The sequence below is a fragment of the Rhodococcus sp. B10 genome, assembly GCF_011770055.1.
Taxonomy (GTDB): Bacteria; Actinomycetota; Actinomycetes; order Mycobacteriales; family Mycobacteriaceae; genus Rhodococcoides; species Rhodococcoides kyotonensis_B.
The window spans coordinates 12,036-38,700 of sequence record NZ_JAAFYV010000002.1 but is presented as its reverse complement, the minus strand read 5'-3'; the positions used below and the strand labels follow the sequence as shown (position 1 = coordinate 38,700).

Annotated in this window: 29 protein-coding genes; 14 read left to right on the top strand and 15 right to left on the bottom strand. The window is 65.5% G+C overall.

The features are described 5' to 3' along the window. Positions 1–50: 50 nt before the first annotated feature. From sigE to tatB, 4 genes are read left to right on the top strand one after another with little or no spacing between them, the layout of a single operon-like run. Positions 51–662 carry an RNA polymerase sigma factor SigE gene (gene sigE, locus RhoFasB10_RS01440; RefSeq protein ID WP_114328449.1) on the top strand — a complete coding sequence of 204 codons (612 nt, stop codon included), beginning with the start codon at positions 51–53 and terminating at the stop codon, positions 660–662. 16 nt (positions 663–678) lie between these two features. Then, positions 679–1,014: a hypothetical protein gene (locus RhoFasB10_RS01435; RefSeq protein WP_068429034.1), complete on the top strand. Its 336-nt coding sequence runs from the start codon at positions 679–681 to the stop codon at positions 1,012–1,014. An 11-nt stretch (positions 1,015–1,025) separates the two neighbouring features. Continuing rightward, complete coding sequence (locus RhoFasB10_RS01430) at positions 1,026–2,492, top strand: trypsin-like peptidase domain-containing protein (RefSeq protein ID WP_243636602.1); 1,467 nt, start codon at positions 1,026–1,028, stop codon at positions 2,490–2,492. Between the two features lie 17 nt (positions 2,493–2,509). Continuing rightward, complete coding sequence (tatB, locus tag RhoFasB10_RS01425; RefSeq protein ID WP_068428049.1) at positions 2,510–2,908, top strand: Sec-independent protein translocase protein TatB; 399 nt, start codon at positions 2,510–2,512, stop codon at positions 2,906–2,908. A 75-nt stretch (positions 2,909–2,983) separates the two neighbouring features. On the opposite strand, the gene RhoFasB10_RS01420 is transcribed toward tatB, so the two are convergent. From RhoFasB10_RS01420 to RhoFasB10_RS01390, 7 genes are all read right to left on the bottom strand, one after another. After that, positions 2,984–3,733, bottom strand: a complete 750-nt coding sequence (locus RhoFasB10_RS01420; RefSeq protein WP_167674775.1) for an amino acid ABC transporter ATP-binding protein — start codon at positions 3,731–3,733, stop codon at positions 2,984–2,986. After that, complete coding sequence (locus RhoFasB10_RS01415) at positions 3,730–5,127, bottom strand: amino acid ABC transporter substrate-binding protein/permease (protein WP_240930828.1); 1,398 nt, start codon at positions 5,125–5,127, stop codon at positions 3,730–3,732. The genes RhoFasB10_RS01420 and RhoFasB10_RS01415 overlap by 4 nt, the downstream gene beginning before the upstream one ends. 133 nt (positions 5,128–5,260) lie before the next feature. Continuing rightward, entirely contained in the window at positions 5,261–6,397 is a 1,137-nt protein-coding gene (locus tag RhoFasB10_RS01410; RefSeq protein WP_068428057.1) for a P-loop NTPase, read from the bottom strand. 27 nt (positions 6,398–6,424) lie between these two features. Continuing rightward, positions 6,425–7,294: a murein transglycosylase gene (locus tag RhoFasB10_RS01405; RefSeq protein WP_346764331.1), complete on the bottom strand. Its 870-nt coding sequence runs from the start codon at positions 7,292–7,294 to the stop codon at positions 6,425–6,427. A 98-nt stretch (positions 7,295–7,392) separates the two neighbouring features. Then, positions 7,393–8,259: a lytic transglycosylase domain-containing protein gene (locus tag RhoFasB10_RS01400; RefSeq protein WP_346764330.1), complete on the bottom strand. Its 867-nt coding sequence runs from the start codon at positions 8,257–8,259 to the stop codon at positions 7,393–7,395. Positions 8,260–8,313: 54 nt separating this feature from the next. Continuing rightward, complete coding sequence (locus tag RhoFasB10_RS01395) at positions 8,314–8,868, bottom strand: DUF1003 domain-containing protein (protein WP_167674771.1); 555 nt, start codon at positions 8,866–8,868, stop codon at positions 8,314–8,316. Beyond that, complete coding sequence (locus RhoFasB10_RS01390) at positions 8,865–10,139, bottom strand: CBS domain-containing protein (protein WP_068428069.1); 1,275 nt, start codon at positions 10,137–10,139, stop codon at positions 8,865–8,867. The genes RhoFasB10_RS01395 and RhoFasB10_RS01390 overlap by 4 nt, the downstream gene beginning before the upstream one ends. Before the next feature lie 57 nt (positions 10,140–10,196). On the opposite strand from RhoFasB10_RS01390, the gene RhoFasB10_RS01385 reads away from it, so the two are divergent. The 6 genes from RhoFasB10_RS01385 (at position 10,197) to ugpC (ending at position 16,110) form a co-directional block, all read left to right on the top strand. Further along, a complete protein-coding gene (locus RhoFasB10_RS01385; RefSeq protein WP_167674769.1) occupies positions 10,197–11,168 on the top strand; it encodes a CoA ester lyase in 972 nt (323 codons plus the stop codon). 5 nt (positions 11,169–11,173) lie between these two features. Further along, on the top strand, positions 11,174–11,665 hold the full coding sequence (locus tag RhoFasB10_RS01380) for a general stress protein (RefSeq protein ID WP_068428075.1): 492 nt from the start codon (positions 11,174–11,176) through the stop codon (positions 11,663–11,665). A gap of 173 nt (positions 11,666–11,838) precedes the next feature. Continuing rightward, on the top strand, positions 11,839–13,161 hold the full coding sequence (locus tag RhoFasB10_RS01375; protein ID WP_167674767.1) for an ABC transporter substrate-binding protein: 1,323 nt from the start codon (positions 11,839–11,841) through the stop codon (positions 13,159–13,161). Next, a complete protein-coding gene (locus tag RhoFasB10_RS01370; protein ID WP_068428081.1) occupies positions 13,158–14,102 on the top strand; it encodes a sugar ABC transporter permease in 945 nt (314 codons plus the stop codon). The genes RhoFasB10_RS01375 and RhoFasB10_RS01370 overlap by 4 nt, the downstream gene beginning before the upstream one ends. Further along, positions 14,102–14,935 carry a carbohydrate ABC transporter permease gene (locus tag RhoFasB10_RS01365; RefSeq protein ID WP_068428084.1) on the top strand — a complete coding sequence of 278 codons (834 nt, stop codon included), beginning with the start codon at positions 14,102–14,104 and terminating at the stop codon, positions 14,933–14,935. Before RhoFasB10_RS01370 ends, RhoFasB10_RS01365 begins: the two co-directional genes overlap by 1 nt. Positions 14,936–14,940: 5 nt before the next feature. After that, positions 14,941–16,110, top strand: a complete 1,170-nt coding sequence (gene ugpC, locus RhoFasB10_RS01360; protein ID WP_068428087.1) for a sn-glycerol-3-phosphate ABC transporter ATP-binding protein UgpC — start codon at positions 14,941–14,943, stop codon at positions 16,108–16,110. 53 nt (positions 16,111–16,163) lie between these two features. Here ugpC and RhoFasB10_RS01355 read toward each other — a convergent pair whose 3' ends face one another. From RhoFasB10_RS01355 to RhoFasB10_RS01340, 4 genes are all read right to left on the bottom strand, one after another. After that, positions 16,164–16,454: a hypothetical protein gene (locus RhoFasB10_RS01355; protein WP_068428089.1), complete on the bottom strand. Its 291-nt coding sequence runs from the start codon at positions 16,452–16,454 to the stop codon at positions 16,164–16,166. A gap of 62 nt (positions 16,455–16,516) precedes the next feature. Next, positions 16,517–18,037, bottom strand: coding sequence for an MFS transporter (locus RhoFasB10_RS01350; protein ID WP_068428091.1), 1,521 nt, complete (start codon positions 18,035–18,037; stop codon positions 16,517–16,519). Between the two features lie 103 nt (positions 18,038–18,140). Then, the gene (locus RhoFasB10_RS01345; RefSeq protein WP_068428094.1) at positions 18,141–18,998 is read right to left on the bottom strand and encodes a chromosome partitioning protein ParB; all 858 of its coding nucleotides are present in this window, start codon (positions 18,996–18,998) and stop codon (positions 18,141–18,143) included. Continuing rightward, positions 18,988–19,701: a metallophosphoesterase gene (locus tag RhoFasB10_RS01340; RefSeq protein WP_068429039.1), complete on the bottom strand. Its 714-nt coding sequence runs from the start codon at positions 19,699–19,701 to the stop codon at positions 18,988–18,990. The genes RhoFasB10_RS01345 and RhoFasB10_RS01340 overlap by 11 nt, the downstream gene beginning before the upstream one ends. A 33-nt stretch (positions 19,702–19,734) precedes the next feature. Between RhoFasB10_RS01340 and RhoFasB10_RS01335 the strand changes: the two genes are divergently transcribed. Next, positions 19,735–20,328 (top strand): suppressor of fused domain protein, encoded by a 594-nt coding sequence (locus RhoFasB10_RS01335; protein WP_084423848.1) that lies wholly within the window; start codon positions 19,735–19,737, stop codon positions 20,326–20,328. 8 nt (positions 20,329–20,336) lie between these two features. Here the strand turns inward: RhoFasB10_RS01335 and RhoFasB10_RS01330 are convergent, their stop codons facing one another. After that, a complete protein-coding gene (locus RhoFasB10_RS01330; RefSeq protein ID WP_068428097.1) occupies positions 20,337–21,434 on the bottom strand; it encodes a magnesium and cobalt transport protein CorA in 1,098 nt (365 codons plus the stop codon). 103 nt (positions 21,435–21,537) lie between these two features. On the opposite strand from RhoFasB10_RS01330, the gene RhoFasB10_RS01325 reads away from it, so the two are divergent. The 3 genes from RhoFasB10_RS01325 to RhoFasB10_RS01315 all read left to right on the top strand — a co-directional run bounded on the left by RhoFasB10_RS01325 (position 21,538) and on the right by RhoFasB10_RS01315 (position 24,049). Further along, the gene (locus RhoFasB10_RS01325; RefSeq protein WP_167674765.1) at positions 21,538–22,398 is read left to right on the top strand and encodes a PHP domain-containing protein; all 861 of its coding nucleotides are present in this window, start codon (positions 21,538–21,540) and stop codon (positions 22,396–22,398) included. A 3-nt stretch (positions 22,399–22,401) separates the two neighbouring features. Then, positions 22,402–22,662, top strand: coding sequence for a hypothetical protein (locus RhoFasB10_RS01320; protein ID WP_240930820.1), 261 nt, complete (start codon positions 22,402–22,404; stop codon positions 22,660–22,662). A 199-nt stretch (positions 22,663–22,861) separates the two neighbouring features. After that, the gene (locus RhoFasB10_RS01315; protein ID WP_157105378.1) at positions 22,862–24,049 is read left to right on the top strand and encodes an NADP-dependent malic enzyme; all 1,188 of its coding nucleotides are present in this window, start codon (positions 22,862–22,864) and stop codon (positions 24,047–24,049) included. A 119-nt stretch (positions 24,050–24,168) separates the two neighbouring features. Here the strand turns inward: RhoFasB10_RS01315 and RhoFasB10_RS01310 are convergent, their stop codons facing one another. Genes RhoFasB10_RS01310 through RhoFasB10_RS01300 form a run of 3 tightly spaced genes read right to left on the bottom strand, consistent with a single transcriptional unit; the run spans position 24,169 to position 26,650 of the window. Then, positions 24,169–24,879, bottom strand: a complete 711-nt coding sequence (locus RhoFasB10_RS01310; protein ID WP_167674763.1) for an ABC transporter permease — start codon at positions 24,877–24,879, stop codon at positions 24,169–24,171. Beyond that, a complete protein-coding gene (locus RhoFasB10_RS01305) occupies positions 24,876–25,541 on the bottom strand; it encodes an ABC transporter permease (protein WP_167674761.1) in 666 nt (221 codons plus the stop codon). Before RhoFasB10_RS01305 ends, RhoFasB10_RS01310 begins: the two co-directional genes overlap by 4 nt. Next, entirely contained in the window at positions 25,541–26,650 is a 1,110-nt protein-coding gene (locus tag RhoFasB10_RS01300; RefSeq protein WP_254303574.1) for an ATP-binding cassette domain-containing protein, read from the bottom strand. The genes RhoFasB10_RS01305 and RhoFasB10_RS01300 overlap by 1 nt, the downstream gene beginning before the upstream one ends. Positions 26,651–26,665: the final 15 nt, after the last annotated feature.

The window sequence follows — 26,665 nt, the reverse complement described above, 5'->3', positions numbered from 1 at the left end:
GTCCTGAGCAGGAGGATCCAACCATCTACACAGTCAACGGAGACCGAGACATGACTCGGTTGCCCGACGCCGTCGCAGACGACGCCGCGGACGCCACCGGCACCGCAGTGTTCGATGCCACGGGCGAGGAATCTTCCATGCCGTCGTGGGACGAGCTCGTGCGCGAGCACGGCGACCGGGTGTACCGCTTGGCGTACCGGCTGTCCGGCAACGCCCAGGACGCCGAGGATCTGACGCAGGACACCTTCATCCGCGTCTTCCGATCGCTGTCCAACTACCAGCCGGGCACGTTCGAGGGCTGGTTGCACCGCATCACCACCAACCTGTTTCTCGACATGGTCCGTCGTCGCAACCGCATCCGTATGGAAGCGCTGCCCGAGGATTACGACAGGGTGCCGTCGGACGTTCCCAATCCCGAGCAGATCTATCACGACGCTCGCCTCGACCCCGATCTGCAGTCTGCGCTCGACTCGTTGGCGCCCGAATTCCGTGCCGCCATCGTCCTGTGTGACATCGAAGGACTGTCCTACGAGGAGATCGGTGCAACACTGGGAGTGAAGCTCGGTACGGTTCGAAGCAGGATCCACCGAGGACGTGCGGCACTACGCGAGTACCTTCGAGTGAACGGAAAGGCCGACTCGGCTCACGCCAGTGCCCAGTAGCTATCAGGAGGGTTGGATGACGCAGGCCCGCAAGCCACGGCAGTTCAGCTCCACCGAGCATCTGGCCAGCGAGGCGATCGCCGCGTTCGTCGACGGCGAATTGCGGATGAGCGCGTACCTGCGCGCCGCGCACCACATCACCGAGTGCGAGGAATGTGCCGCCGAGGTCGATGCTCAGCAGCAGGCCCGAACCGCGCTTCGTGGTTCCGGTGACCTGTCGATGCCGCACTCGTTGCTCGGTCTGCTCAGCCAGATCCCGATGTGCGAGCCGACCGACAAGAAAGACGCCCTGGAACGCAGAAAGCGGGCGATCGTCACGTCGGTGGTCGGAATTCGTCGGCGCCGTCGGTAGCCTGGACGATCGTGACCGACGCGAGCACGCACACCGATCCCGAAGCGCCCCGACTTCCACCGCGGCCCGTGCACCGGCCGGAGGTCGACAGTGCATCCGCTGCCGCTTTCTCTCGTCCTCGTGACGTCACGGGTTCGTTCACGCCGGTCGCCCGTAGGTCCGAGCCGTCACCGTCGATGTCGGTGCGTACACCCGACCCGGTCCTGGCCGAGGCGTTCGGCCGTCCCGCCGATGCGACGTCCTCCCTTCAGCGCGATCCCGACGCCTCGTCGACCGTCGTCGACACCGAGCCCGAACCCGAGGATCCGTGGCGCGATCCGCATTCGGCCGTCCGTCTCGGCGCAGCCGGTGCGCAGACGCCGACACCAGCCGAGGTGCCGGTCGGTCCGAAGCTCGGTGTGCGCGAAGTCTTGTTCGGAGAACGCGTCGCACCGAAGGCGCTGGTCGTACTCGGGGTGATTGCGCTGGGAATCGGCCTGGTCGGCGGCCTGATCGGCCGCGAGACCGCCGAGGTCACCGGCGCTCTGACCAGTCAGAAGGTCAACTTGACGCAGTCGTCCGGTGAGGATCTGCCGCCGGGACAGGTCGCCAGGGTCGCCGACGCGGTCCTGCCGTCCGTCGTGTCCATTCAGGTCACGCTCGGCGAGAACGCGGGCACCGGATCGGGCGTCGTCATCGACGGTGCCGGCTACATCGTCACCAACAACCACGTCATCTCGATGGCCGCGACCAACCCGGACAATGCCACGCTGCAGGTCACGTTCTCCGACGGCACCAAGGTTCCGGCGCAGATCGTCGGACGCGACACCAAGACCGATCTCGCGGTGTTGAAGACCGACGTCGGCAACCTGACCGTCGCCGAACTCGGAAGTTCGGCGGACGTCCGAGTCGGTGAGGACGTCGTCGCCGTCGGTTCCCCGCTCGGTCTGAACAAGACCGTCACGCGTGGCATCGTTTCCGCGCTCGATCGGCCGGTGCGGTTGTCCGGTGAGGGCACCGACACCGATGCGGTCATCGACGCCGTTCAGACCGACGCCGCGATCAACCCGGGTAACTCGGGTGGGCCGCTGATCGACGCCGAGGGACGCGTCATCGGCATCAACTCGGCGATTCGCAGCGAGAGCGGCGGCTCGGTGGGTCTGGGCTTCGCGATCCCGATCGACGACGTCACCGAGGTCGCACAGTCTCTTATCCGCACCGGCGAGATGAAGCATCCGGACATCGGCATCAACGCGCGTTCGGTCGTCAACGACGCCACCTCCGGCGCCGAGGTGGCCAACGTGCGCTCGGGCGGACCGGCGCAGCAGGCGGGAATCGTCGAGGGCGACGTCATCACGAAGGTCGGCGATCGTGCCGTCACCAGCGCCGACGAATTGGTCGTCGCAGTGCAGGCCAGCGAGATCGGTCAGGCGACGCCCGTGCAGTTAGTGCGGTCGGGACGTCTCGTCGACGTCACCGTCACGCCGATTTCGGACTGAACACGTAAGCTGGGCCCGTGTTCGGCAACATCGGCTGGGGAGAGCTCGTCATTCTCCTGGTAGCAGCTCTCGTCATCCTCGGTCCCGACCGGCTTCCCGGTGCCATCACCTGGGTCACCAAGACCATGCGTCAGGTGAAGGAGTACGCCAACGGCGCGAGCCAACAGCTCAAGGACGAGCTCGGCACCGATTTCGAGGATCTGCGCAAGCCGTTGGCCGACCTCAATCAGCTTCGCGGGATGACGCCACGCGCTGTCATCACCAAGCACCTGCTCGACGGTGACGACTCGATCTTCACCGGCAACTTCGACGCGAAGAAGCCGGGAACCAACGGCTCGGGTTCGTCGCCGAAGCCGTCGCTCGAGAAGAAGCTCCCACCCGGCCAGACGCCGCCGATCGACGCCGACGCCACCTGATTTCGCCGGCATCGATGGTCCGTGGCGCCCGTCTATCGGATGCCACGGACCATTGATGCGGGTTGGGCACCCCCGCTACAGCACCTTGTTCAGGAAGTCCTGAGTACGAGAGTGCTGCGGGTTCCCGAAGATCTGCTCGGGCGTTCCCTCCTCGACGATGACGCCGTCGGCCATGAAGATGACACGGTCGGACACCTCGCGGGCGAAGCCCATCTCGTGGGTCACGACGACCATCGTCATGCCGCCCTTCGCCAAGTCGCGCAGCACCTGTAGTACCTCGCCGACCACCTCGGGGTCGAGCGCGGATGTCGCCTCGTCGAACAGCATGATCGACGGGCTCATCGCGAGCGCACGTGCGATCGCGACTCGCTGCTTCTGCCCACCGGACAGGTTCGCCGGCCGGTAGTGCGCGCGGTCGGACAGGCCGACCTGATCGAGCAGCTTCAGCGCCGTTTCCCTTGCCTCGGCCTTCGACTGCCGCTTCGTCTCGACAGGAGCGAGCATCACGTTCTCGAGTGCCGTCATGTGCGGGAACAGATTGAAGTGCTGGAACACCATGCCGATGTGCTGGCGAACCTTGTCGAGGTCGACCTTCTTGTCGGTGAGGTCGTAGCCGTCGACGACGACCGTGCCCGACGTGATGTCCTCGAGTTTGTTGAGGCACCGTAGAAATGTGCTCTTGCCGGAGCCCGAAGGGCCGATGACACAGACGACTTCACCGGACGCGACGTCGGTGTCGATTCCCTTCAGAACCTGGTTGTCGCCGAACGCCTTGTGCAGATCCTTGACGGCGATCTTGACGCCGGCCTTCTCGTCGACCGTCATTTGTTGATCCTCTTCTCGATGCGATTGCTCAACTTGGTGAGCGCCATGATGATGATGAAGTACAGGACGCCGATGATCAGCCACATGTTGAACGACTGGAAGTTTCGGGCGATGATGATGCGTCCGGTCTGAGTCAGCTCGGCGAGGCCGATGACCGACAGGATCGACGTGTCCTTCAGCGTGATGACGAACTGATTGATGTACGACGGAATCATCGTCCGAATTGCTTGCGGCATCACGACTTTCCGCATCGACTTCAGGTAGCTGATGCCGAGGCTGCGCGACGCTTCCATCTGGCCCTTGTCGACGGACAGGATGCCGCCGCGCACGATCTCGGCCATGTAGGCGCCTGCGTTGAGCGACAACGTGATGATGCCTGCCGTGAACGCCGACATCTGGAAGTCGAGCGCTGCCGGGATGCCGAAGTAGATGAAGAACGCCTGCACCAGAAGCGGAGTGCCGCGGAAGATGTCGACGTAGGTGGTGCCGATACCGCGCAGCACGATGTTGGTCGAGACACGGAACAGGCCGAAGATCGCACCGAGTACGAGGGCGATCGCGATCGAGATCACGGTGAGCAGAATCGTCAGCCACAGACCTTCGAGCAGCAACTTCCATGTGCTCTTGATCAGCCCGATGATCGAGTTGTCGTCGGTGCTGGCGTCGGAATTGAGGTACGTGTCGAGAATGTCGTCGTACTGTCCGCTCGCCTTCAGGTTCGCGAGGCCGGTGTTGAACTGCTGAAGAAGCTCCGGGTTCTGACCCTTCGCGACGGCGAATCCGTAGCTGGCGCCCGGCTCCTTCTCGGTGACGGTCTTGAATCCGTTGCCCTGCTTGATGCCGTACGCGAGAACGGGGTAGTCCTCGAACACCGCAGCCGAATTACCGGTGCGCACCTCGTCGAACATCGACGACGAATCCGCGAAGTAGCGTGTGGTGAAACCGTACTGGTCCTTGATGGACTCGGCGAACGTCGCACCCTCGGTGCCGTTCTTGACCGCGACGGTCTTACCGCGCAGATCCTCGTAGGACGTCACCGAATCGTCGCTGTCGAGAACGCCCATCTGGACGCCGGATTCGAAGTACGGATCGGAGAAGTCGAACGTTGCCTTGCGCGCGTCCGTGATGGACATACCGGCGATCATGCCGTCGAACTGTCCACCGGTGACGCCCTGTAGTGCCGCGTCGAAGCCGACGGCGTCGACGCTGTAGGTGAAGCCCTGGTCCTCGGAGATGGCTTTCAGTAGATCCATGTCGATGCCGACGAGATTGCCGCTCTCGTCCTGGAACTCGAACGGCGCGAACGTCACGTCGGTGGCGATGGTGTAGTTCTGGCCCGGCGGGGGAGCCGGTTGCGCCGACGCGATCGAGGGAGCGAGAACCGATCCCAGCATGAGGGTAAACAGGACGAAGGCCGCGGCGATGACGCCGCGGCCCTTCGTGTGCGGGATTTTCATGCCTGCCACTCTTCATCCAACAGCGGCTCTCAGGCAAGTCTCAGGTTGCGACGCGAGTCACACGCCCGATCTACAGATGCCGAGTCGTGTCGATTCCCAGAGACATTCCGACGAGTCCGCGTTCACGCACCGCGAGCTTCTGTGCGACCGATTCGAGCGCTTGCGCGGCAGGTGTTTCCGGAGCGGCGAGCACGATCGGCGTTCCCGCGTCGCCGCCTTCTCGAACCGCGGTGTCCAGCGGAATCTGGCCCAGCAGAGGGACTTTCGCGCCCACGGCCTTCGTCAGGCGATCCGAGACGTCCTGTCCGCCACCGGATCCGAAGATGTCCATGCGCGTACCGTCGGGAAGTTCGAGCCACGACATGTTCTCGACGACGCCCGCGATGCGCTGACGGGTCTGCAGCGCAATCGCGCCCGCGCGCTCGGCCACCTCGGCGGCAGCCTGCTGCGGCGTCGTGACGACCAGAATTTCCGCGCCGGGGATCAACTGCGCGACCGAGATCGCGATGTCACCGGTGCCGGGCGGCAGATCGAGGAGCAGGACGTCGAGGTCGCCCCAGAAGACGTCGGCGAGAAACTGCTGAAGCGCACGGTGCAGCATCGGTCCGCGCCAGACGACGGGAGTGTTGCCCTGGGTGAACTGCGCGATCGAGATGAACTTCACGTCGTGCGCCTGCGGAGGCATGATCATCTTCTCGACCTGTGTCGGCTTCGCGTCGTTGCCGAGCATGCGCGGCACCGAGTGGCCGTAGATGTCCGCGTCGAGCACGCCGACCGACAGGCCGCGCTTCGCGAGCGCCGCGGCGAGATTGACCGTCACCGACGACTTTCCGACGCCACCCTTGCCCGACGCGACCGCGTACACGCGCGTCAGCGAGCCCGGTTGCGCGAACGGGATGACGGGTTCGGCGGAGTCGCCACGCAGAGACTTGCGCAGTTCGGTGCGCTGCTCGTCGCTCATGACGTCGAGTTCGACGGTGATCGTGCCGACCCCGGCGACGTCGGCGACGGCCTTCGTGACGCGGTCGCTGATCTCGGTGCGCATCGGGCACCCGGCGGTGGTCAGGTAGATCCCCACCTCGACGGCGCCGCCGTCACCGATCGTGACGCTCTTGACCATTCCGAGGTCGGTGATCGGTTTGCGAATTTCCGGATCGACGACCTTCGTGAGTGCGCCGCGAACGTCGGATTCCGTCAGAACTGCCATTTCTCCATGCTATGCGGACCGAAAGTGTCAGTGGATGCGGGGGAGTTGGTCCGACGTCGGGACGATGCCCGTCTGGTATCCGGCGGACCACGCGAGCACGTTGGCGACGTAGGCCATCGAGTTGTTGTACCGCAGAATCGCCGTGGTGGTCTGGCCCAGATCGCGCAGGTTCAGGTCGCCGTCGCACAGGTACTTGCCGGTGGCGAGGGCCGCGTCGAACAGGTTCTGCGGATCGGAGATGCCGTCGCCGTTGCCGTCGGCGTGGTAGTGGTTCCACGTCTCGGGCAGGAACTGCATGGGTCCGACCGCGCGGTCGTAGTGGGGATCGCCGTCGAGGGCCCCGCCGTCGGTGTCCGGGATGACGTTGTTGCCGGCGAGGGTGCCGTCGAGGCGGGGCCCGAGGATCGGCTCGAGAAGTTCGCCGAGATCGTCGGCCTTGCCGTTGTTGGCGTGCGTGGACTCGACGCGGCCGATGCCCGCGATGATGGTCCAGCTGATTCCGCAGCCCGGCTGCTCGGTCGCGAGGATCCTCTCGGCGTTCTTGTACGCCGAGACGTTGACCGTCGGGATCGCGATCGGGCTGGCTGCGAGGTTCGTGGGCAGCTCGGGTGTCGGTGCGACCTCGGGCTCGGGAGCAGGGGCTGGAGCGACTACTTCATGCGCGACGGGAGCCTCGGCCGCGGCGACCGGCTGTGCGTCGGTCTGTTCCGCAAGGGGCTCGGGCGTCTCGACGACCGGTTCGGCGCTCTGCTGCGACGCCGACGTCATGAACGGGATGTGCTCGGCCGCACCTGCCGACGTGGCGGCGGTGACGAGCCCGGCGGGGACCAGTCCTGTCAGAGCAATCACCGAGTTCCGGCGGGCTTTGGAATTCGATGCTTTTCTGTGACGTCCCACGCCTCGTAACCTCCAAATTGCCCGGCTTCTTCGGGCCTCCGTGATTGAACCGGAGTCGAGGCTACCTGATTCGAGACGTTTCCGTTACCTCGCTGTTATCAAGGCGCGGGGGCCGTGCACGAAACGAGACATGGCAAGGGTGGCAGAGGGGGAAGTGCGAACGGAAACAGGGCTGGCGGCGGCGGCGTGTCGGGCACCGGCGCGGGGGTGGTCGACGGCGAAGTGCCGTACTCATCCATCGGCGCGCCGGACGCGGGCGCTCTCGGAATGCCGGTCATCGATTCGCCGTCCATCGAGTACGCCTGCGACCACGCGAGCACGTCCGCGACGTAGACCGGTGAGTTGCCGTAGCGCAGAACTGCCGCGGTCAGGTCTACCGGGTCGGACAGGTCGAGCCCGCCCGCACACAGATACCGGCCTGCCGCGAGGGTGGCGTCGTAGATGTTGTTCGGGTCCTTGTCTCCGTCGTCGTTGCCGTCGGAGCTGTACCGCGCCCACGTCGACGGAATGAACTGCATCGGCCCGACGGCCCGCTCGTGTCGTGGGTCGCCGCCCCGAACGGGTCCGACGATGCGCGTGACCGTGGTGCCGTCGGCGTCGATCTGGCCGCCGTACGCGTGACCGGACTCGACCTGCCCGATCCCGGCGAGCAGGTACCACGGCAGGTGGCAGGACGGGTTCTCCGATGCCAGCGCGGCTTCGGCGTTGGAATAGGCCACCGCTACCGATTCCGGAACGCTCGGCGGGTCGACGGGGCCCGGTTCCGGGTCGGGCTCGTCGGGTTCCTCCGGAACGAACACGGTGAGCGTGCGATCGGGTTTCGGACTCGGCGCGGTCAGGCCGGGAACCGTGTCCGCGAGGGGGAGTGGGGTCGGCGAGACCACGGGGACGGGCTGTTCGACGACGCCGACCGACGCCGATACCGCCGCGGCGCCCACTGCGCCCACGACGATCGCGCACAGCACGGGAGAGCTCGCTCGTCTGCGAATTCTCCCCCGGGTCCGCATAAGTGATACACGTTACAGTTCGGGGTGTTCTCCCAGGATGGATTCCGCCGATTGGCTCTGCCGCGCCTTCTTTCGTGACTTCTTCGACGTCGCCGCCTGGCCGTCGAGGCCTTCGAGCATTTCGCGGATCTCGTCGAGTTCGCGACGCAGGTAGTCGCGCGTCGCGACCTCGCCGACGGCGATGCGCAGTGACGCGAGTTCGCGCGCAAGGAATTCGGTGTCCGCCTTGGTCTGTTGAGCGCGAGCCCGGTCCTCCTCGAGCGACACGCGGTCCCTGTCGTCCTGACGGTTCTGCGCCAGCAGAATCAGCGGTGCCGCGTAGGCGGCCTGCGTCGAGAACGCGAGGTTCAACAGGATGAACGGATAGGGGTCCCACTGCAGGCTGACCGCGGCGACGTTCAGGAAGATCCAGACCACGACGACGATCGTCTGGATGGCCAGGTAACGACCGGTACCGAGGAATCGGGCGGCGCGTTCACCCGAGCTGCCGAGATCGACGTCGAGATGCCAGTTGAAGAACCGCGACCCCTGCGGGGTGTCCATCCGGGCGCGTGCGGATTCCTTCATTGACCTGCCACCTCCTGATCTCGCCAGTCCTCCGGGAGGAGGTGATCGAGTACGTCGTCGACCGTGACGGCCCCGACCAGATGATCCTCGTCGTCGACGACGGGGCCGCAGACGAGGTTGTACGTCGCGAAATATCGCGTGACGGCCGTCAGGCTGTCCTCCGGCGACAGCCGCGGCAAAGCCTTGTCGATGACGCCGCCGACCAGACTGGCAGGGGGCTCACGGAGCAACTGCTGCAGGTGCACACATCCGAGGTACGCGCCGGTGGGCGTCGCCGTCGGGGGTCGCACCACGAACACGAGCGACGACAGCGCAGGCGTCAGGTCCGGGTTGCGCACCCGGGCGAGGGCCTCGGCAACCGTCGTCGACGCCGACAGCACGACCGGCTCCGGAGTCATCAGACCGCCTGCGGTGTCGGGGGAGTGCTCGAGCAGACGGCGGACCGGCGCAGAATCCTCGGGGTCCATCAAGCGCAGCAACGATTCGGCCTCGGGTTCGGGAAGCTCGCCGAGGAGGTCGGCGGCGTCGTCCGGGTCCATCGCCTCGAGCACATCCGCGCCGCGCTCGCTGCCGAGGTAGTGCATCATCTCGACCTGGTCGTCGTCGGGCAGCTCCTGGACGACGTCGGCGAGACGCTCGTCGTCCAGCGCCAACGCCACCTCCATCCGTCGCTTCACCGGGAGTTCGCGCATCGCGTTGGCGACGTCGGCGGCACGGAGATCCTCGAACTGCATCAGCAACTGTGCGACGCCCTGGCCCGGCAGCGACAGTGCGTTCTGCGTCAGACCCTGCACGTGCTGCCAGTCGACGACGTGCATCGACCCGCGTCGCGCGAGCCTGCCGCGCAGGCGTCGGACCGCGACACGGGCGACGAGCCAGTCACGGGTACGGGTCAGTTCGATGCCGAGATCGACGACGACGGAATCGGTGTCGTGCAGTTCCTCGAGTTCGGGATCGTCGACGCGCACCTTCGAGTCGAGAATCTGCGCGAACACCAGAATCTCGTTCGCGCGCTGCGAGAATCGCCGCAGACTGACGTTTCCCGTGGTGAGTTGCACCGAGTTCGGCTCGATACTCGTCACGCGCAGCATGGGCACGAAAATTCTTCGGCGCGTGGCAAGTTCGACGACGAGGCCGAGCACGCGCGGTTGCGCGCGTCCCAGTCTCATCGTGACCACGAGATCGCGGACGCGGCCGATCGATTCACCGTCCGGTCCGAGTACCACCAGACCTGCGAGCCTGGCCGCGAATACCTTGCTCAGTGCTGCCATGATGGCAAGGTTAGAGCGTTGAAGGACCAACCAGAGAATCGAAGGAGTCCAGCGGAGATGAGTTCGCCTGAAAGCGGTCGTTCTCGGCGCTCGGTCCTCGCCGTGCCCGGCAGTTCCGCGAAGATGATCGAGAAGGCGAAAGGCTTGCCCGCCGACGAGATCTTCCTCGATCTCGAGGACGCCGTCGCGCCGATCGCCAAGGCGGAGGCACGCGGACGCATCGTCGACGCGCTCAACTCCGACGGGTGGGGCAATCAGATCAAGGTCGTGCGCGTCAACGACTGGACGACGCCGTGGACGCACCTGGACGTCGTCGGCGTCGTGTCCGGTGCAGGCGCCAACCTCGACGCCGTTCTGCTGCCGAAGGTCGAGACGGCGTCGCACGTGCAGGCGCTCGATCTGTTGTTGACTCAGGTGGAGAAGAACGCAGGACTCGAGGTCGGCGCGATCGGCATCGAGCCGCAGATCGAGAGCGCGACGAGTCTGCGCAACATCGACGAGATCGCCACTGCCAGCCCGCGGGTACAGACATTGGTGTTCGGTCCCGCCGACATGATGGCGAGCGTCAACATGCGCACGCTCGTCGTCGGGGAGCAGCCCGAGGGGTACGACACCGGCGACGCCTACCACCACATCCTGATGACCATTCTTCTCGCGGCCCGTACGCACGGTCTGCAGGCCATCGACGGGCCCTACCTGCAGATCCGCGACCTCGACGCGTTCCGACGCGCGGCCGGCCGCACCGCGGGCCTCGGCTTCGACGGCAAGTGGGTGCTGCATCCGACGCAGATCGACGCCGCCAACGAGATCTTCAGTCCGCGCCAGGCCGACTTCGACAAAGCCGAGGAGATTCTCGAGGCCTACGAGTACTCGACGTCCGACGCCGGTGGTGCCCGCGGCGCCGTCATGCTCGGCGACGAGATGATCGACGAAGCCAGCCGCAAGATGGCGCTCGTCGTCTCGGCGAAGGGGCGCGCCGCCGGAATGACACGCAGTGAGGGTGCGAACCGGACATCGGGGGCACAATAGGGGGCATGACGAACCCACTTTCGCAGCCGGGCCGCGGTGGCCAAGGGCTTCCGACGCCGCCGTCGGGCTGGCCGATCGGTTCCTATCCGACGTACGCAGAAGCACAGAAGGCCGTCGACTACCTGTCCGATCAAGAGTTCTCCGTGCAGGACGTGACCATCGTCGGCGTCGACCTGATGCAGGTCGAGCGGGTTCTCGGACGCCTCACATGGCCCAAAGTCATTGGCGGAGGAATCGTTTCGGGCGCGTGGCTCGGAGTCTTCCTCGGTCTGGTGTTGGGGATCTTCACGAACGGCAACATTCTCGGCGCGCTCGTCATCGGCATCGTCGGCGGCATCATCTTCGGTCTGATTTCCACTGCGATCCCGTACGCGGCGACCAAGGGACAACGGGATTTCGCGTCGAGCATGCAGTTGGTGGCCGGTCGTTACGACGTTCTCTGCGAACCGAAGAGCGCCGAGAAGGCCCGCGACATGCTCGCGAAGCTGTCGCTGTAACAGGGTCTTGTTACGGAATAGTCCCAATTTCGCCTCGAGCACCCTCGGTTCGGTTACGTTTCTTTACGTGCAGGGCAATAGGTAACGGAGTTACTGTACGAGTAGTCGAACAGTGGGAGGCGAGAGTGCCGAGACAGCGTCGTTCGAGGCCCGGAAACGCAACCAGGATAGGCGTGTTGGCGGCGGCCACGCTGATAGTGGGCCCGCTGCTGACCGCGTGTTCGTCGTCAGGTGGCGGCACGCCGGTGCTCAGTTTCTACACCGCAGCCGACGGTGCCGAGCAGTACGCGCAAGCCGCGGAAGCCTGCTCGGCCGCGTCGAACGGCCGCTACGAGGTCGAGCAGCGGACGCTCCCGAAGAGTGCCAACGATCAGAGACTCCAGTTGGCCCGCAGGCTCGCGGGCAACGACGGCACGCTCGATCTGATGACGCTCGACGTCGTCTGGACGGCCGAGTTCGCCGAGGCGGGGTGGGCACTACCCGTTCCCGACGACCTCGCCGCGAAGCTGACGGACGGGTCGACGCTGGCAGGGCCGCTCGCGACGGCCGAGTGGCAGGACCAGCTCTACGCGGTGCCGCTCAACTCGAACACGCAGCTGCTCTGGTACCGACCGGACCAGGTGCCCGGCGGTGAGCCGCCGCAGACGTGGGATCAGATGATCGACGAGGCGGAGGCCAATGCGGCCCAGGGCAAACCGGCGTACATCGGTGTCCAGGCCAAGCAGTACGAGGGCCTGATGGTCTGGTTCAACAGCCTTCTCGTCAGCGCGGGCGGACAGGTCGTCGCCGAAGACGGAACGACCGTCACGCTGAACGACACTCCCGAGCATCGGGCGGCCACGGAGAAGACGCTCGAGATCATGAAGCGCGTCGCCACCGCCGACGGGCACGATCCGTCGATCTCGCAGACCGACGAAGCCACAGCACGATTGGGTATGGAGGCGGGCAACTCGGCCTTCCAGGTCAACTACCCGTTCGTGCTTCCCGGTCTCAAGGAGAACGCGGCTGCAGGCGCGGTGCCGTTCCTCGATCTCACCGGCGTGCCCGCGGACCAGCAGGACGCCAAGGTCGCCGAAGTGTTCCGCAGCGCACCGTATCCCGCGGTCGTTCCGGACACGCCCGCCAAGGTCACGATCGGTGGATTCAACATCGGTGTCGCCAAGACCACGCAGCACGAGGACCTCGCGTGGGAGGCCGTCGCCTGCCTGACCAACGAGGACAACCAGCGCAACAACGCCGTCAACGGTGGTGTGCCGCCGGTGCTCGCGCAGCTGTACCAGGATCCCGAGTTCCAGGCCGTGTACCCCGCGTGGGAGGGCGTGCTCGACTCCATCGAGAACGCCGCGGTGCGCCCGGTTTCGCCTGCGTACCAGAGCATTTCGATCCTTCTCGCCGACGCGCTCAATCCGCCTCAGAACATCGACCCGGTGGCGGACGTGGACAAGCTCGCCGACCTCGTCTCCAAGGCAGTCAATTCCGAAGGGCTGATTCCATGAGCGCACCCACCACCGAACGGGAGACGACCTACGACAAGCAGGCCGTCCTGAAGCAGATGTCCGACGGCAAGAAGGCCGAGCGTCGACTCGGGCTGCTGTTGATCGCGCCCGCCGCGATCATGATGATCGCGGTGACGGGTTATCCGATCGTCTACGCGTTCTGGCTCAGCCTGCAGAAGTACAACCTGGCCTTCCCCGACGACCGCGAATTCGTCGGACTCTCCAATTACGTGACGGTTCTGACCGACGGCTACTGGTGGACGGCGTTCGCCGTCACCGCGGGTATCACCATCGTCTCGGTGGTCATCGAGTTCGTTCTCGGTCTCGCCGTCGCACTCATCATGCACCGCACCATCTTCGGACGCGGACTGGTCCGCACCGTCGTGCTGATCCCGTACGGCATCGTCACGGTCGCCGCCGCGTACAGCTGGTACTACGCGTGGACGCCCGGCACGGGCTACCTGGCCAACCTGCTTCCCGACGGCAGTGCGCCGCTGACCGAGCAGTTGCCGTCCCTCGCCATCGTCGTTCTCGCCGAAGTGTGGAAGACGACGCCGTTCATGGCTCTGCTTCTTCTCGCCGGCCTCGCGCTCGTACCGGACGATCTGCTGAAGGCGGCACAGGTCGACGGCGCAGGCGCATGGACGAGGTTGATACGCATCACGATTCCGCTGATGAAGCCGGCGATCCTCGTCGCCCTGTTGTTCCGCACGCTCGACGCATTCCGCATCTTCGACAACATCTACGTTCTGACCAAGGGCAGCAACGGAACCGGATCGGTGTCGATTCTCGGTTACGACAACCTGTTCGGAGCATTCAACCTCGGACTCGGTTCGGCGATCAGCGTTCTCATCTTCTTCTGCGTCGCCATCATCGCGTTCGTGTTCATCAAGCTGTTCGGTGCCTCGGCGCCGGGCTCGGACGACGGAGGCCGCAAGTAATGACGACCGTAACGCCTCGCAAGAAAGTCGGCTGGACCGTCGTCAACGTGCTGGTGCTGCTGTACGCGCTGGTTCCGCTGGCGTGGATCATCAGCCTGTCGTTCAAGTCGACGGCCACCATCGCCGACGGCAAGTTCATCCCGAGCTCGATCACGTTCGACAACTACAAGGGCATCTTCTCGACGAACCAGTTCACGTCGGCGTTGATCAACTCGATCGGTATCGGCCTGATCACCACGTTCATCGCCGTCGTGATCGGAACGATGGCGGCCTACGCCGTCGCACGACTCGAGTTCCCCGGCAAGAAACTCCTCGTCGGCGCGGCACTGCTCATCGCGATGTTCCCGCAGATCTCGCTCGTGACACCGCTGTTCGACATCGAACGCGCACTCGGACTGTTCGACACGTGGCCGGGCCTGATCATCCCGTACATCACGTTCGCACTGCCGTTGGCGATCTACACGCTTTCCGCCTTCTTCCGCGAGATCCCGTGGGAGCTGGAGAAAGCCGCGAAGATGGACGGTGCAACCCCCGCCCAGGCGTTCCGCAAGGTCATCGCGCCTCTCGCCGCGCCGGGCATCGTCACCGCTGCGATTCTGGTGTTCATCTTCGCGTGGAACGACCTGCTGCTCGCCATCTCGCTGACGGCGACGGAACGGTCGATCACGGTGCCGGCCGCGATCTCTCAGTTCACCGGTAGCTCCCAGTTCGAGGAGCCGACCGGGTCCATCGCGGCGGCGGCCGTCGTCATCACCATTCCGATCATCATCTTCGTGCTCTTCTTCCAACGACGTATCGTGGCGGGCTTGACGTCCGGCGCAGTGAAGGGATAACCGTCATGGCCGAAATCGTTCTCGACAAAGTCACCAAGCTGTACCCGGACGGTGCCGCCGCCGTCAGCGACGTCGACATCACCATCGCCGACGGCGAGTTCATCATTCTCGTCGGGCCGTCGGGCTGCGGAAAGTCCACGACGCTCAACATGATCGCCGGTCTGGAGGACATCTCGTCCGGTGAGCTGCGGATCGCGGGCGAACGCGTCAACGAGCGTGCACCGAAGGATCGCGACATCGCGATGGTGTTCCAGTCGTACGCGCTCTACCCGCACATGACGGTGCGTCAGAACATCGCGTTTCCGTTGACGCTCGCGAAGATGAGCAAGAACGAGATCAATACGAAAGTCGAAGAGGCCGCGAAGATTCTCGACCTGAGTCAGCACCTCGACCGCAAGCCGTCGAACCTCTCGGGCGGCCAGCGTCAGCGAGTTGCCATGGGACGCGCCATCGTTCGCACGCCCAAAGCGTTCCTGATGGACGAGCCGCTGTCGAACCTCGACGCGAAACTGCGTGTGCAGACGCGGGCCGAGATCTCGCGGCTGCAGAAGCGACTCGGCACGACGACCGTCTACGTCACCCACGATCAGACCGAGGCCATGACGCTCGGTGACCGCGTCGTCGTGCTGCGCGGCGGTATCGTGCAGCAGATCGGTTCGCCGCAGGAGCTGTACGACAAGCCGCGAAACCTGTTCGTGGGCGGCTTCATCGGATCGCCGTCGATGAACTTCGTTCCGGGACAGCTGACGGCGCACGGCGTGAAGACCGACCTCGGGGAATTCGAACTACCGTCCGAGCGCATGCAGACGATCAAGTCGAAGAACCCCGGTCAGGAAGTGGTGGTCGGCATCAGGCCCGAACACTTCGAGGACGCCTCGCTGATCGATTCGTATCAGAAGATGAGCGGCACGGTGATCACCGTCGACGTCGACGTCCTCGAATCGATGGGTAGCGACAAGTACGCCTACTTCACGTTGAAGGGCAACAAGGTCGAGTCCGCGGAACTGGCCGAGCTCGCAGCCGACGCCGGTATCTCGGATCTCGGTGGTGCACAGGTCGTCGCGCGTCTGGCTGCCGAATCGAAAGCCGAAGTGGGGCGTCAGGCCGAGCTGTGGTTCGACCCGGCGAAGGTGTCGGTGTTCGATCACGCGTCGGGTGCGAATCTGACGCTGTAGGCGCACGTGCGTGGGAATGTACAGCGGGCTGTACATTCCCACGCACGGGTCGGTCAGCCGGCCGAACCGGTACCGATTCCCTGCCAGAAATTCGGCCCGAACTGCGGGACAGCGGTCGGCGCGGGCAGCGGGGCCGGATCGGGTTGCGGTGCCAGGTCGGGGAGCTGCAGCTGCGGCAACTGGAACTGCGGAAGCTGGAACTGCGGGACTGGCTGGTTCTGGCCACGGTCGTCGTGGTTGTTGCCGATCGGATCCGCGGACGCGGTGCCGGCAACGGCCACGAGTGGGACGGCGACGAGTGCGCTCGTGACTGCGGTGCGGGTCAGTATCTTTCGTGTGTTCATGCGAACCAACGTAGGTCGCGCAGCGCGTCCTCCGACAGGGGAAATCCTGTTCTCCCAGAGGGTCAGCAGTCCTTTGCCAGGGTGCTCGGACCAGCGGTTTCGGGCTGTTTCCCCTGGGTCGATACCCGCTGATCCACACAGTTTCCTGTGAGTCTGGTGGGCTCGGTGCGGCGCGGCGAGACGACCGTGCTGCGCTCGGCGATCGTTTTCGTGGGTACGCGAATCGCCAAGGCGGACAACGTGACTATCGTGCACGCCACTGCGCCGACGGCGAAGGCCGCGGTGTAGACGGCCTCCCGCGGCACCGATGTGCCCGCAAGGGTGTACGTCGCGAGCATCGTCGTCAGCACCGCACTCGCGATGGACGTTCCGACGGTGCGGACGATCGAGTTGACGCTGTTGGCGATTCCGGTGTCCGCGGGTGCCACCTCGGCCATCAGGAGATTCGGGATCGCGGCGAACGCAAGCGAGACGAACACGTTGATGACCGACGACGCGAGGATCACCTGCCACGTCGCGGCGTGGAAGAACACGAAGAACACGAAGCCGACGAAACCGACGACGCCGCCGGAGATCAGAATCGGGCGCGGACCGAAGCGTCGAATCAGGGCCCCGCTCGCGGTGGCTGCCACGACGCCGACCACCGCCCCCGGCAACAGATAGACGACGCTGGCGGCGAGCACATCGGCGGTGAACCCGTAGCCCGCGACTGCGCGCGGCGTCTGCACGAAGTAGCTGCATGCCAGGAAATTCACGAACATGCCGATTCCGACGAACAGCGTCGCGACGTTGGTCGCGAGCAACGGCCCGTGCGTCAGCATCCGAGGTGCGACGAGAGGAGCGGTGATCCGGTTCTCGAACACCCACCACCCGGCGAGGACGACGGCGCCGACGATCGCGCTTCCCAGCGTCGGCAACGAACCCCAACCCCATGTACGTCCCTGCGTCAGCGCGAGGAACAGCAGCACGAGAGCGACGGCGAGCAGCGCGGCACCCCACCAGTCGACGGAACCCGAGCCGGTGCGTCGGCGAGCGGGGATGCCGAACCACGCGAGCGTGATCGCGACGGCGACGAAGCCGACCGTCAGCCAGAACACGCGGTGGTAGTCGGCGCCGGCGGCGGTGAGCAGGCCGGTCAGAACGAGGCCGAATCCGCCGCCCACGCCCAACGTGCCCGACAGGATCGCCATCGCGCCGACGAGCTTGCGGGGTGGCATCTCGTCGCGCAGCACCGCCAGCGCGATGGGGAACAGCGCATACGAGACGCCCTGCAGAACACGCCCGAGAATGAGCAGCGGTAGCGAGTGCGTGAGCGCGGCGATCAGCGAGCCGAGCAGGACGAGTCCCATGACGGCGATCAGAACGGGCCGCTTGCCGTACAGGTCGGCGAGCCGACCGATGACGGGCGTTGCGACGACGGCAGCAAGCAGATTGGCCGTCAGAACCCAGCCGGCGGCCGTCGTGCTCACCTGGAGTTGGCTACCGATGGTTCCGACGATGGGGATGACCATGGTCTGTAGGACAGCGAGAGTCATCACGACGAAACAGAGCGAAGGCACGAGCAACCGGCCGGGGCGGGACATGAAAGCTACCTCGTTACGTGAACCGAAAGAAAGAAATGCAATTGCTTGATATATGCATCTATTACCTATCAGGTTCGACGCCGCGACGAAAGCCGACAAGTACCTACCGTCCTCGCGTGTGCTGCGCACGCTCGCGCAGTTCGGAGACGATCTCGTCGTTCCAGACGTGCTCGCGCACGAGGCGATACCGCTCGCGGATCATCCACAGATAGGCCTCGGCGTCCGTGCGGCCCTCGAGGATGTCGGCCGCGCGGACCATGCGCACGACGGGGAGAAATTCCTCGCCGAACCAGCGTCTGGCCACGGTGGCGCGGTCGACGAACTCCGACACCTCCTGCATCAGCCGAAACCCCCACGCTTCGACGGATTCGCTGAGCTCGGCGTAGTCGTACGGATCGGTGACGGTGACCGCCTCGCGCGCCTTGCCCGTCAAAGGCACGCGCGACAGGAAGATCCGTCGGTGATCCTTGATGAGGAGGTCGCCGCGACGGGTGATTCCCTCGGGTGAGATTCGCGTCACGATCTCGGTGACGGACGCGTCGATCGTCGTCCGGTGCATCGCGAACGCGATCGACACGCGGTGATGGCCGTCGAGCACGAAATGCATCGAACCGATGCGATACACCTGGATCGGCGGCATCGTTTCGCCCCGACGCTGAGCCGCCGCGAGCCGCTGCCAGCGTTCCCTGGTGCGCGCGGACGTCGGACGGAAGAACCGGTCGAAGTCACGCGTCCGATCGACGCTGCCGACGATCGAGTCGACGCGAATCACCTGTAGGCCGAGGTGCCGCTCGCCGACCTTGCCGAGGGCAGCGACGACCTCGTCGAACGGCAGGATCGTGTTGACGTCGTCGGGCTGACGGCGCAGCCATCCGACCAGTCGTGCGATGTCGGCGCGACGGCGTTGCCGGGTGAAATCGTTCTCGGCGTCGGCTGCAGGAAATCCGGTGTCACGTGCCATGGCGTCGCCTCACGATCGTGGGTGCGTGTTCTCTGCGTTCCCCGTCGGGCTCGATGTCGAGCAACGTGTATCCGACGGTGTTGACGACGTCGGAGCTGTGCAGGCGAAGGTCCTGGGGCGTCTGTCCGTGCGGATGGATGTGGCCGTGCAGCAGTATCTGTGGCCGAAGGATGCGGGTGACGTCGTGCAGGCAGTCGAAGCCGACGTGCGCCGGGTCGGTGCCGTCGCCCACACTGAACGGGGGACTGTGGGTCAGCAGAACGTCGACGCCGCGCTGATCACCGCGGACCTTCTGGGCCCACGTCTTCGTACGCGTCAGCGATTTTCCTCGACGCCGTTGCTGGCGTTGCGTCCACTGGTTCGGCCCGCCGTTGTAGCGGATGGATCCGCCGAGGCCGGCGATGCGCAGACCGGCCGCGGAAACGATCTTGCGGTCGGCGTTGACGGCCCCGACCGGGCCGGGCCACGTCGTCGGCAATCCGGCGCGCATCCAGCCTGCGCGTCCTGCCGAATAACCCGTCAGATCCGGGTCGTGGTTGCCCGGGACGAACACGCACGGGGCGTTCAGCGCGTCGGTCAGGTATTCGAGGTAGTCGAACGGGAGATCCCCGGCTCCGAGGATGAGGTCGACGTCCATCGAACGAACCTGGGCACTCCACAGACTCTCGATCGTTTCGTCGGCGACGGCGAGGACAGAGACCACGCGCACGACGCTACCGGTCGCCTGTGGTGTTGGATGTACTTCGTGAGCGATGTGATCCCGTCCGTACGCGCACACCTCATCGCCGAGATCGGGGACGAGAGTCCCTCGTCGGCGTCGGTGACGTTCCTCGGGCTCGAACCCCTCGACGTGTTGCGTTTCGCCGGCACCAGCGACGACCTGGTTCGTTACGCGACGCTCGGCTGCTCCCGGCACCCGATGGCCGATCCGAACGAGCTCGTCGCGGACCCCAACCGCGGCCCACGGGCCGAGCTGATCCTGACGCTCGTCGGGGGCGCGGGAGTCGCGTCGGGAGTCCACAAGACGCTCGCGGTGTTGGCCGCGTCGCCTGCGGTCGAGGGGCTCGTGCTCGTCGAGGATGCACTTCTCGACCTCGGTGAACCCCTGTGGGTGAACGCGCCGTTCACCGCGGTCCTGCTCGGTGCGAGCGACGTCGCCGACCTCGCCCTGCCCGAACCGGCGGATCCGGTGCGCTTCCTGTCGGTCGTACCGCTCACCGGAACCGAAGCTGCGTGGGTGCGTCTACGCGGAGCCGACGCCTTGCGCGAGGCCTGGGCCGAAGCAGGCGTCGACGTCCGGGACCCGAACCGATCGGCCGTGACGCTGTAGTTCGTGCGTCAGAGCCAGTGATTGCGGCGGAAGGTCCTGAACAGACCTCCGCAGAACAGCGCGACCACCCCCAGGACGAGGTAGTAGCCGTACGTCCAGTGCAGTTCGGGAATGTTGTCGAAGTTCATGCCGTAGATGCCCGCGACCATCGTCGGTACCGCGGCGATCGCGACCCACGCGGAGATCTTGCGCATGTCCATGTTCTGCTGCATCGTCACGCGAGCCAGCGCCGCGTCGACGAGGGAACTGAGCACCTCGTCGAATTCCGCGACCCGATCGGCGACGGTCGTGTGGTGGTCCAGCACGTCGCGCAGGTACCGTCGCACGGCTTTCGGGACCGGCGTGTCGGCGCTCTGGACGAGCTGGCTCAGCGGCGTCGACAACGGGCTGACCGAGCGTCGTAGTTCGACGACTTCTCGTTTGAGCATGTAGATGTTCTCGATCGGCACATGGTGAGCGGGGGAGAAGACCTCCTCCTCCATGACGTCGACGTCGCGTTCGATCGACGACGTCACCGCGAGATACTGGTCGACGACATGATCGGCGACGGCGTGCAGCACCGCCGACGGCCCGAGAGCCAGACGCTCCGGGTTCTCTTCGAGGTCGCGTCGGACCCCGGACAATCCCGAGTGTTCGCCGTGCCGAACCGTCAGCACGAAATCGCGCCCGAGGAAGACCATGATCTCTCCGGTCTCGACGATCTCGTTGGCCGTCGTCACCGACTCGTGCTCGACGTAGCTGACCGTGCGCAGGACCAGGACGGCGATGTCGTCGTACCGCTCCAACTTGGGGCGCTGATGGGCCTGCACGGCATCTTCGACCATGAGTTCGTGCAAGCCGTAATGCTCGGCGACGCCGGTCATCTGGCCCTCGTCGGGAGCGTGCAGGCCGATCCAGACGAAGCCCTCGCCGCGCCCCCGGACCTCGGCAATCGCGGCCGAATGCGTGAACCTGCCCGGCAGCCGATGACCGTCGACGTAGACGGCGCAGTCGACGATCGCGCGAGCCGTCGGAACAGGCACCTTCGGCCCGCTCGCCTGCCCGCGGGAGGCCGGCCGAAGAGAATGCAGCGACGGTAGCGACGGCCGTGGTGGTAGCGATGGCATGGGCTGCTCTCTTTCGTGTCGAGCGGGCGCGGGTCCGGGGCGCGCGACGCGCAACTGTACGCCTGACAGATGTACGGCTCGGGCGCCTGAGACACTGGCACTCGTGCGTATCGACCTCCATACCCATTCTCGCGTGTCCGATGGCACCGACAGTCCCGCCGCATTGGTGCGGGCCGCCGCCGAGGCGGGTCTCGACGTCGTCGCACTGACCGATCACGACACCACCGCGGGGTGGGACGAGGCCGTCGCCGCTGCTCCAAACGGCCTGACCGTCGTGCGCGGGATGGAGATGTCGTGCGAGGGACGCGGCGAGGACGGCGATCCCGTCGCGGTGCACCTGCTCGCGTATCTTTTCGACGCCGAGGACCCGGTGTTCGCCGCCGAACGACGCAGGCTGCGCGCCGAACGCGTCGCCCGCATCCGCGTCATGGCCGAGCGTCTCGCCGTCGACTATCCGATGATCGAGCCCGACGCGATTCTCGCGGCGACGGGGGAGTCGGCGGGAAGGCCGCACCTCGCACGCGCACTCGTCGACGCGGGTGCCGTCGCGTCCGTGCAGGAGGCGTTCGACGGCCCGCTGAAGACCGACAGCCCGTACTACGTCGCGAAGATCGACACGCCGCTCGACACGGCCGTCGAGATGATTCGCGCGGCAGGAGGCGTCAGCGTCGTCGCGCATGCACGAGCGCGTACTCGCGGACGGCTGCTCGACCTCGCGCACATTCGTGACCTCGTCCCTCTCGGACTCGGCGGACTCGAAGTCGAACACGCCGATCACGACGAGAACGACACGCGTGTCCTGCGTGAGCTGGCCGAGGAACTCGATCTCGTCGTCACCGGGTCCTCGGACTACCACGGCGACAACAAGCCGCTGCGGCTCGGTGAGCACACCACGGCCGTGGATCAGTACGAACGGCTCGTCGCGCAGTCCGACGCGCGAGTCACGACCACCACAGGAGGATGACGGTTGCTTCGGGGTCTGAGTGGAGCAGTCACGGCGGGACTCGTCGTGTTGGCCGTCGTGGTCGTCGGCACGCAGTATCTGGGAAGTCAACGCGGATTTCCTGGACCCGGCACGGTGTCGGTGGCATCGCACATCGGGGCTGCGATCGTTGCGATCGTGCTCCAGCGCATCGCCGACCATCGGGCACGAGCTGTCTCGGTGATCGCATCGCTGCTGGTGTTCGCCCTCGCGGGGGTGCTGTTGTGGACTCAGTGGTGGGGCTGACGTAGGCTGTCCGGGATCATGCGCGCTACAGCGCCACGTTCGTTCGTGACGGCTCACCCGCCTCACGTCATCCTGGTTTTTCGGTAGACGCAGCCACCCAGGGCGCGCACCGAGACATCTTCTTTCGAATCATCTCTCCGACGCGTCGCGCGTAGCCGAGAGAGATGAATTTTCCTGAGGAGCTATTAACGTGACGACTGTGACGCAACCGACCAACAACGCCGCTGATCTGTCTGCCATCACCGAGGAGGAAATCTTCCTCGGACACGTCGGTGGGAAGCTCTCCGTCGAGCTGACTGCACCCCTCGAGACGCAGCGCGACCTGTCCATCGCCTACACGCCCGGTGTCGCCCAGGTGTCCCGCGCCATCGCGCAGGACGATGCGCTGGCCAAGCAGTACACCTGGACCGACCGTCTCGTCGCCGTCGTCACCGACGGGTCCGCCGTCCTCGGCCTCGGCGACATCGGCCCGCGCGCATCCCTTCCCGTCATGGAAGGCAAGGCAGCGCTGTTCAAGAACTTCGCCGGACTCAATTCCATCCCGATCGTCCTCGACACCAACGACGTCGACGAGATCGTCGAGACCATCGTGCGTCTGCGCCACAGCTTCGGCGCGGTCAACCTCGAGGACATCTCCGCCCCGCGCTGCTTCGAGATCGAGCGACGCGTCGTCGAAGCCTTGGACTGCCCGGTCATGCACGACGATCAGCACGGCACCGCCATCGTCGTCCTCGCTGCCCTCAACGGTGCAGCGAAGGTGCAGGGTCGTGACACTGCAGGACTGAAGGTCGTCATCTCGGGCGCAGGTGCAGCAGGAGTCGCCTGCGCGAACATTCTTCTCGCCGCGGGCGTGTCCGACGTCGTCGTGCTCGACTCGAAGGGCGTCGTCTCCTCCGATCGCACCGACCTGAACATCGTCAAGACCGAGCTCGCAGCCCGCACCAACCCCCGCGGCGTCACCGGAACCGCGGCTGATGCGCTCGCCGGAGCGGACGTGTTCCTCGGTGTCTCGGCCGGCCAGATCGACGAAAGCTTCATCGCGTCCATGGCACCCGAGTCGATCGTCTTCGCTCTGTCCAACCCGGACCCGGAAATCCACCCGGACCGCGCGGCGCAGTACGCGTCGATCGTCGCGACCGGACGCAGTGACTTCCCGAACCAGATCAACAATGTGCTCGCCTTCCCCGGCGTGTTCAAGGGCGCACTCGACGCCGGAGCACGCCGCATCACCGAAGGCATGAAGCTCGCCGCTGCCGAGGCAATCCTCTCGGTTCTCGGCGACGAGTTGGCGACGGACAAAATTGTCCCGAGCCCACTCGACCCGCGTGTCGCCCCGGCCGTTGCGGACGCAGTTGCGGCAGCAGCGCGAGCAGAAGGCGTCGCGTAGGACAGTAGGGGGAAGCACCCCGAGCCGCCCCCAACAGGGCTACGGCTCGGGGTGCTTTCGTATCCGGGGCCGCTCCTGCTCGGGCCCGCCCCCCGCTCGGGACCGAATGTCACATTCGGTCACTCAGAGTGAGCACGGGGCGCCCTCGGTCCGGGCTGGGTCGGCCGGCGCAAACGGCCCGTCCCCGGGACCGAGGCGTACACGGCGAGGGCAAGCAGGCCGTCGATCACCAGAGCGAGCACCGCGACGAGGATGGCGCCGACGAGGACGCGGTCGTACTGGTAGAGCGCGAGACCGTCGAAGATGTAGCGGCCGAGCCCGCCGAGGTTCACGTATGCGGCGACGGTTGCGGTTGCGATCACCTGCAGCGTCGAGTTGCGCAGGCCTCCGAGGATCAGCGGCAGCGCATTGGGCACCTCGACCCGGAACAGCACCTGCAGCTCGGTCATACCCATTGCTCGGGCGGCGTCGACCACGTTGTCGTCGACATTCGCGATACCGGCGTACGTTCCGGCGAGCAACGGAGGAATGCCGAGCAGGACGAGTGCGAGGATCGGAGGCACGAGCCCCAGACCGATCAGCAACACGAGGAAGACGAGTACACCCAGCGTCGGCAGCGAACGCAGCGCATTGACGAGTCCGACGACGGCAACCTCACCACGACGGACGTGGCCGATGATCAGTCCGATCGGAACGGCGATCGCTGCCGAGACGACGACGGCCAGCAGGCTGTACCAGACGTGTTCGAGAATGCGCGCGCCGATTCCGGTGCTGCCCTGCCAGTTCGTGGCGTCGAATATGTACGAGAACGCTCCGGAGAAGATGTTCACTTGGCGGCCTTCCGCTTCGCAGGTGCCGTCCCGAGGCGCGTCCACGGCGTGAGTCGACGGCCCACGAAGTACAGCGCCGCGTCGAAGACCAACGCGAGGAACACGATCGAGATGATGCCGGCGAGAATCTGGTCCGGATAGTCACGTTGATAGCCCTGCGTGAACAACTGGCCGAGACCGCCGATACCGATGACCGATCCGACGGACACCATCGAGATGTTGGTGACCGCGACGACGCGCACGTTCGCGACGAGGACGGGAAGCGCCAGGGGCAGTTCGACGCCGAGCGCTCGACGCAGCGGGGTGTAGCCCATTGCATCGGCGGAGTCGACGACGGCAGCCGGTACGGAATCCAGCGCCTCCGGTACTGCGCGGACGAGCAGGGCCGTCGAGTACACCGCGAGCGCGATGACGACGTTGACGGAATCGAGTACCCGCGTCCCGATGATCGCCGGAATGGTGACGAACAATGCCAACGACGGGATGGTGAACGCAATGCTGGCCGCGGTCAACGTGATTCGACGAACCCACGACACGTTGCGTATCAACGTTCCGACCGGCACCGCGACGACCAGTCCGATCAGCAGTGGAACGAGTGAAAGATACAGGTGGGTCTTGGTCAGATCGAGGACGACGTCGAAGTTGTCGACGAGCCACCGCATCAGCGAAGCCCGTCCCCGACGAGCGGGGCGTCGCCGAAGTAGTGCTTGTTGCGGTCCTGGTCCTCGGCTCTACGTTGCGCTGCAAGGTGTTCCAGCACCTCGGAACCGTCGATGCCACCTGCGACACGACCCTGGTCGTCGACGGCGACACCGATGCCCGACGGTGACGAGATGGCCGCGTCGAGCGCCAGTCGGAGATCTCCGCCGACGGTGAACAGCGACCCGCCGGCAGCGGTGCTCCGCTCGACGGTGTCGCCCGCGCGGATGCCCTCGACGCCGGTGACGTCGATCCACCCGAGGGGCGTGTTCGCGTCGGTGACCACGAGGACCCACTGACCCTGTTCGAGCCGAAGATTTTTCAGGTTGTCCGCGGTGGATGTTTCGATGTCGTGCAGTGGAACGGTGTCTGCGGTCCGGAACGACAGGCCGCGGTACCCCCGATCGCGTCCGACGAACGACGCCACGAAATCCGTTGCAGGAGAAGCAAGTACGACCTCGGGCCGGTCGTACTGCTGCAAACGGCCGCCGGTGCCGAACACGGCGATCCGATCGCCGAGCCGCACTGCCTCGTCGATGTCGTGTGTCACGAAGACGATGGTCTTCTTCAATTCGGCCTGCAGGCGCAGCATCTCGGTCTGCAGATCTTCGCGCACGACGGGGTCGACGGCGCTGAACGGCTCGTCCATCAACAGAATCGGCGGATCGGCTGCGAGTGCTCGTGCGACGCCTACGCGTTGCTGCTGTCCGCCCGACAACTGGGCCGGGTATCGCGAGGCCATCGCCGGATCGAGACCGACCCGCTCCAACACGGTCAACGCGGCTTTGCGCGCGGATCGACGGGATTCGCCGCGCAGCACCGGAACCGTCGCCACATTGTCGACGACGGTTCGGTGGGGGAGCAGTCCGGCGCTCTGGATGACGTAGCCGATGCCGCGGCGCAGTGCCACGGCATCGGTGTCGGCGATGTTCTTTCCGTCCACCGTGATCACGCCCGACGTCGGTGTGATCATTCGGTTGATCATGCGCATCGACGTGGTCTTGCCGCAGCCGGACGGCCCGACGAAGACCGTGAACGACTCCGGTTCGATCTGCAGATTCAACGTGTCCACCGCAGTGGTGCCGCC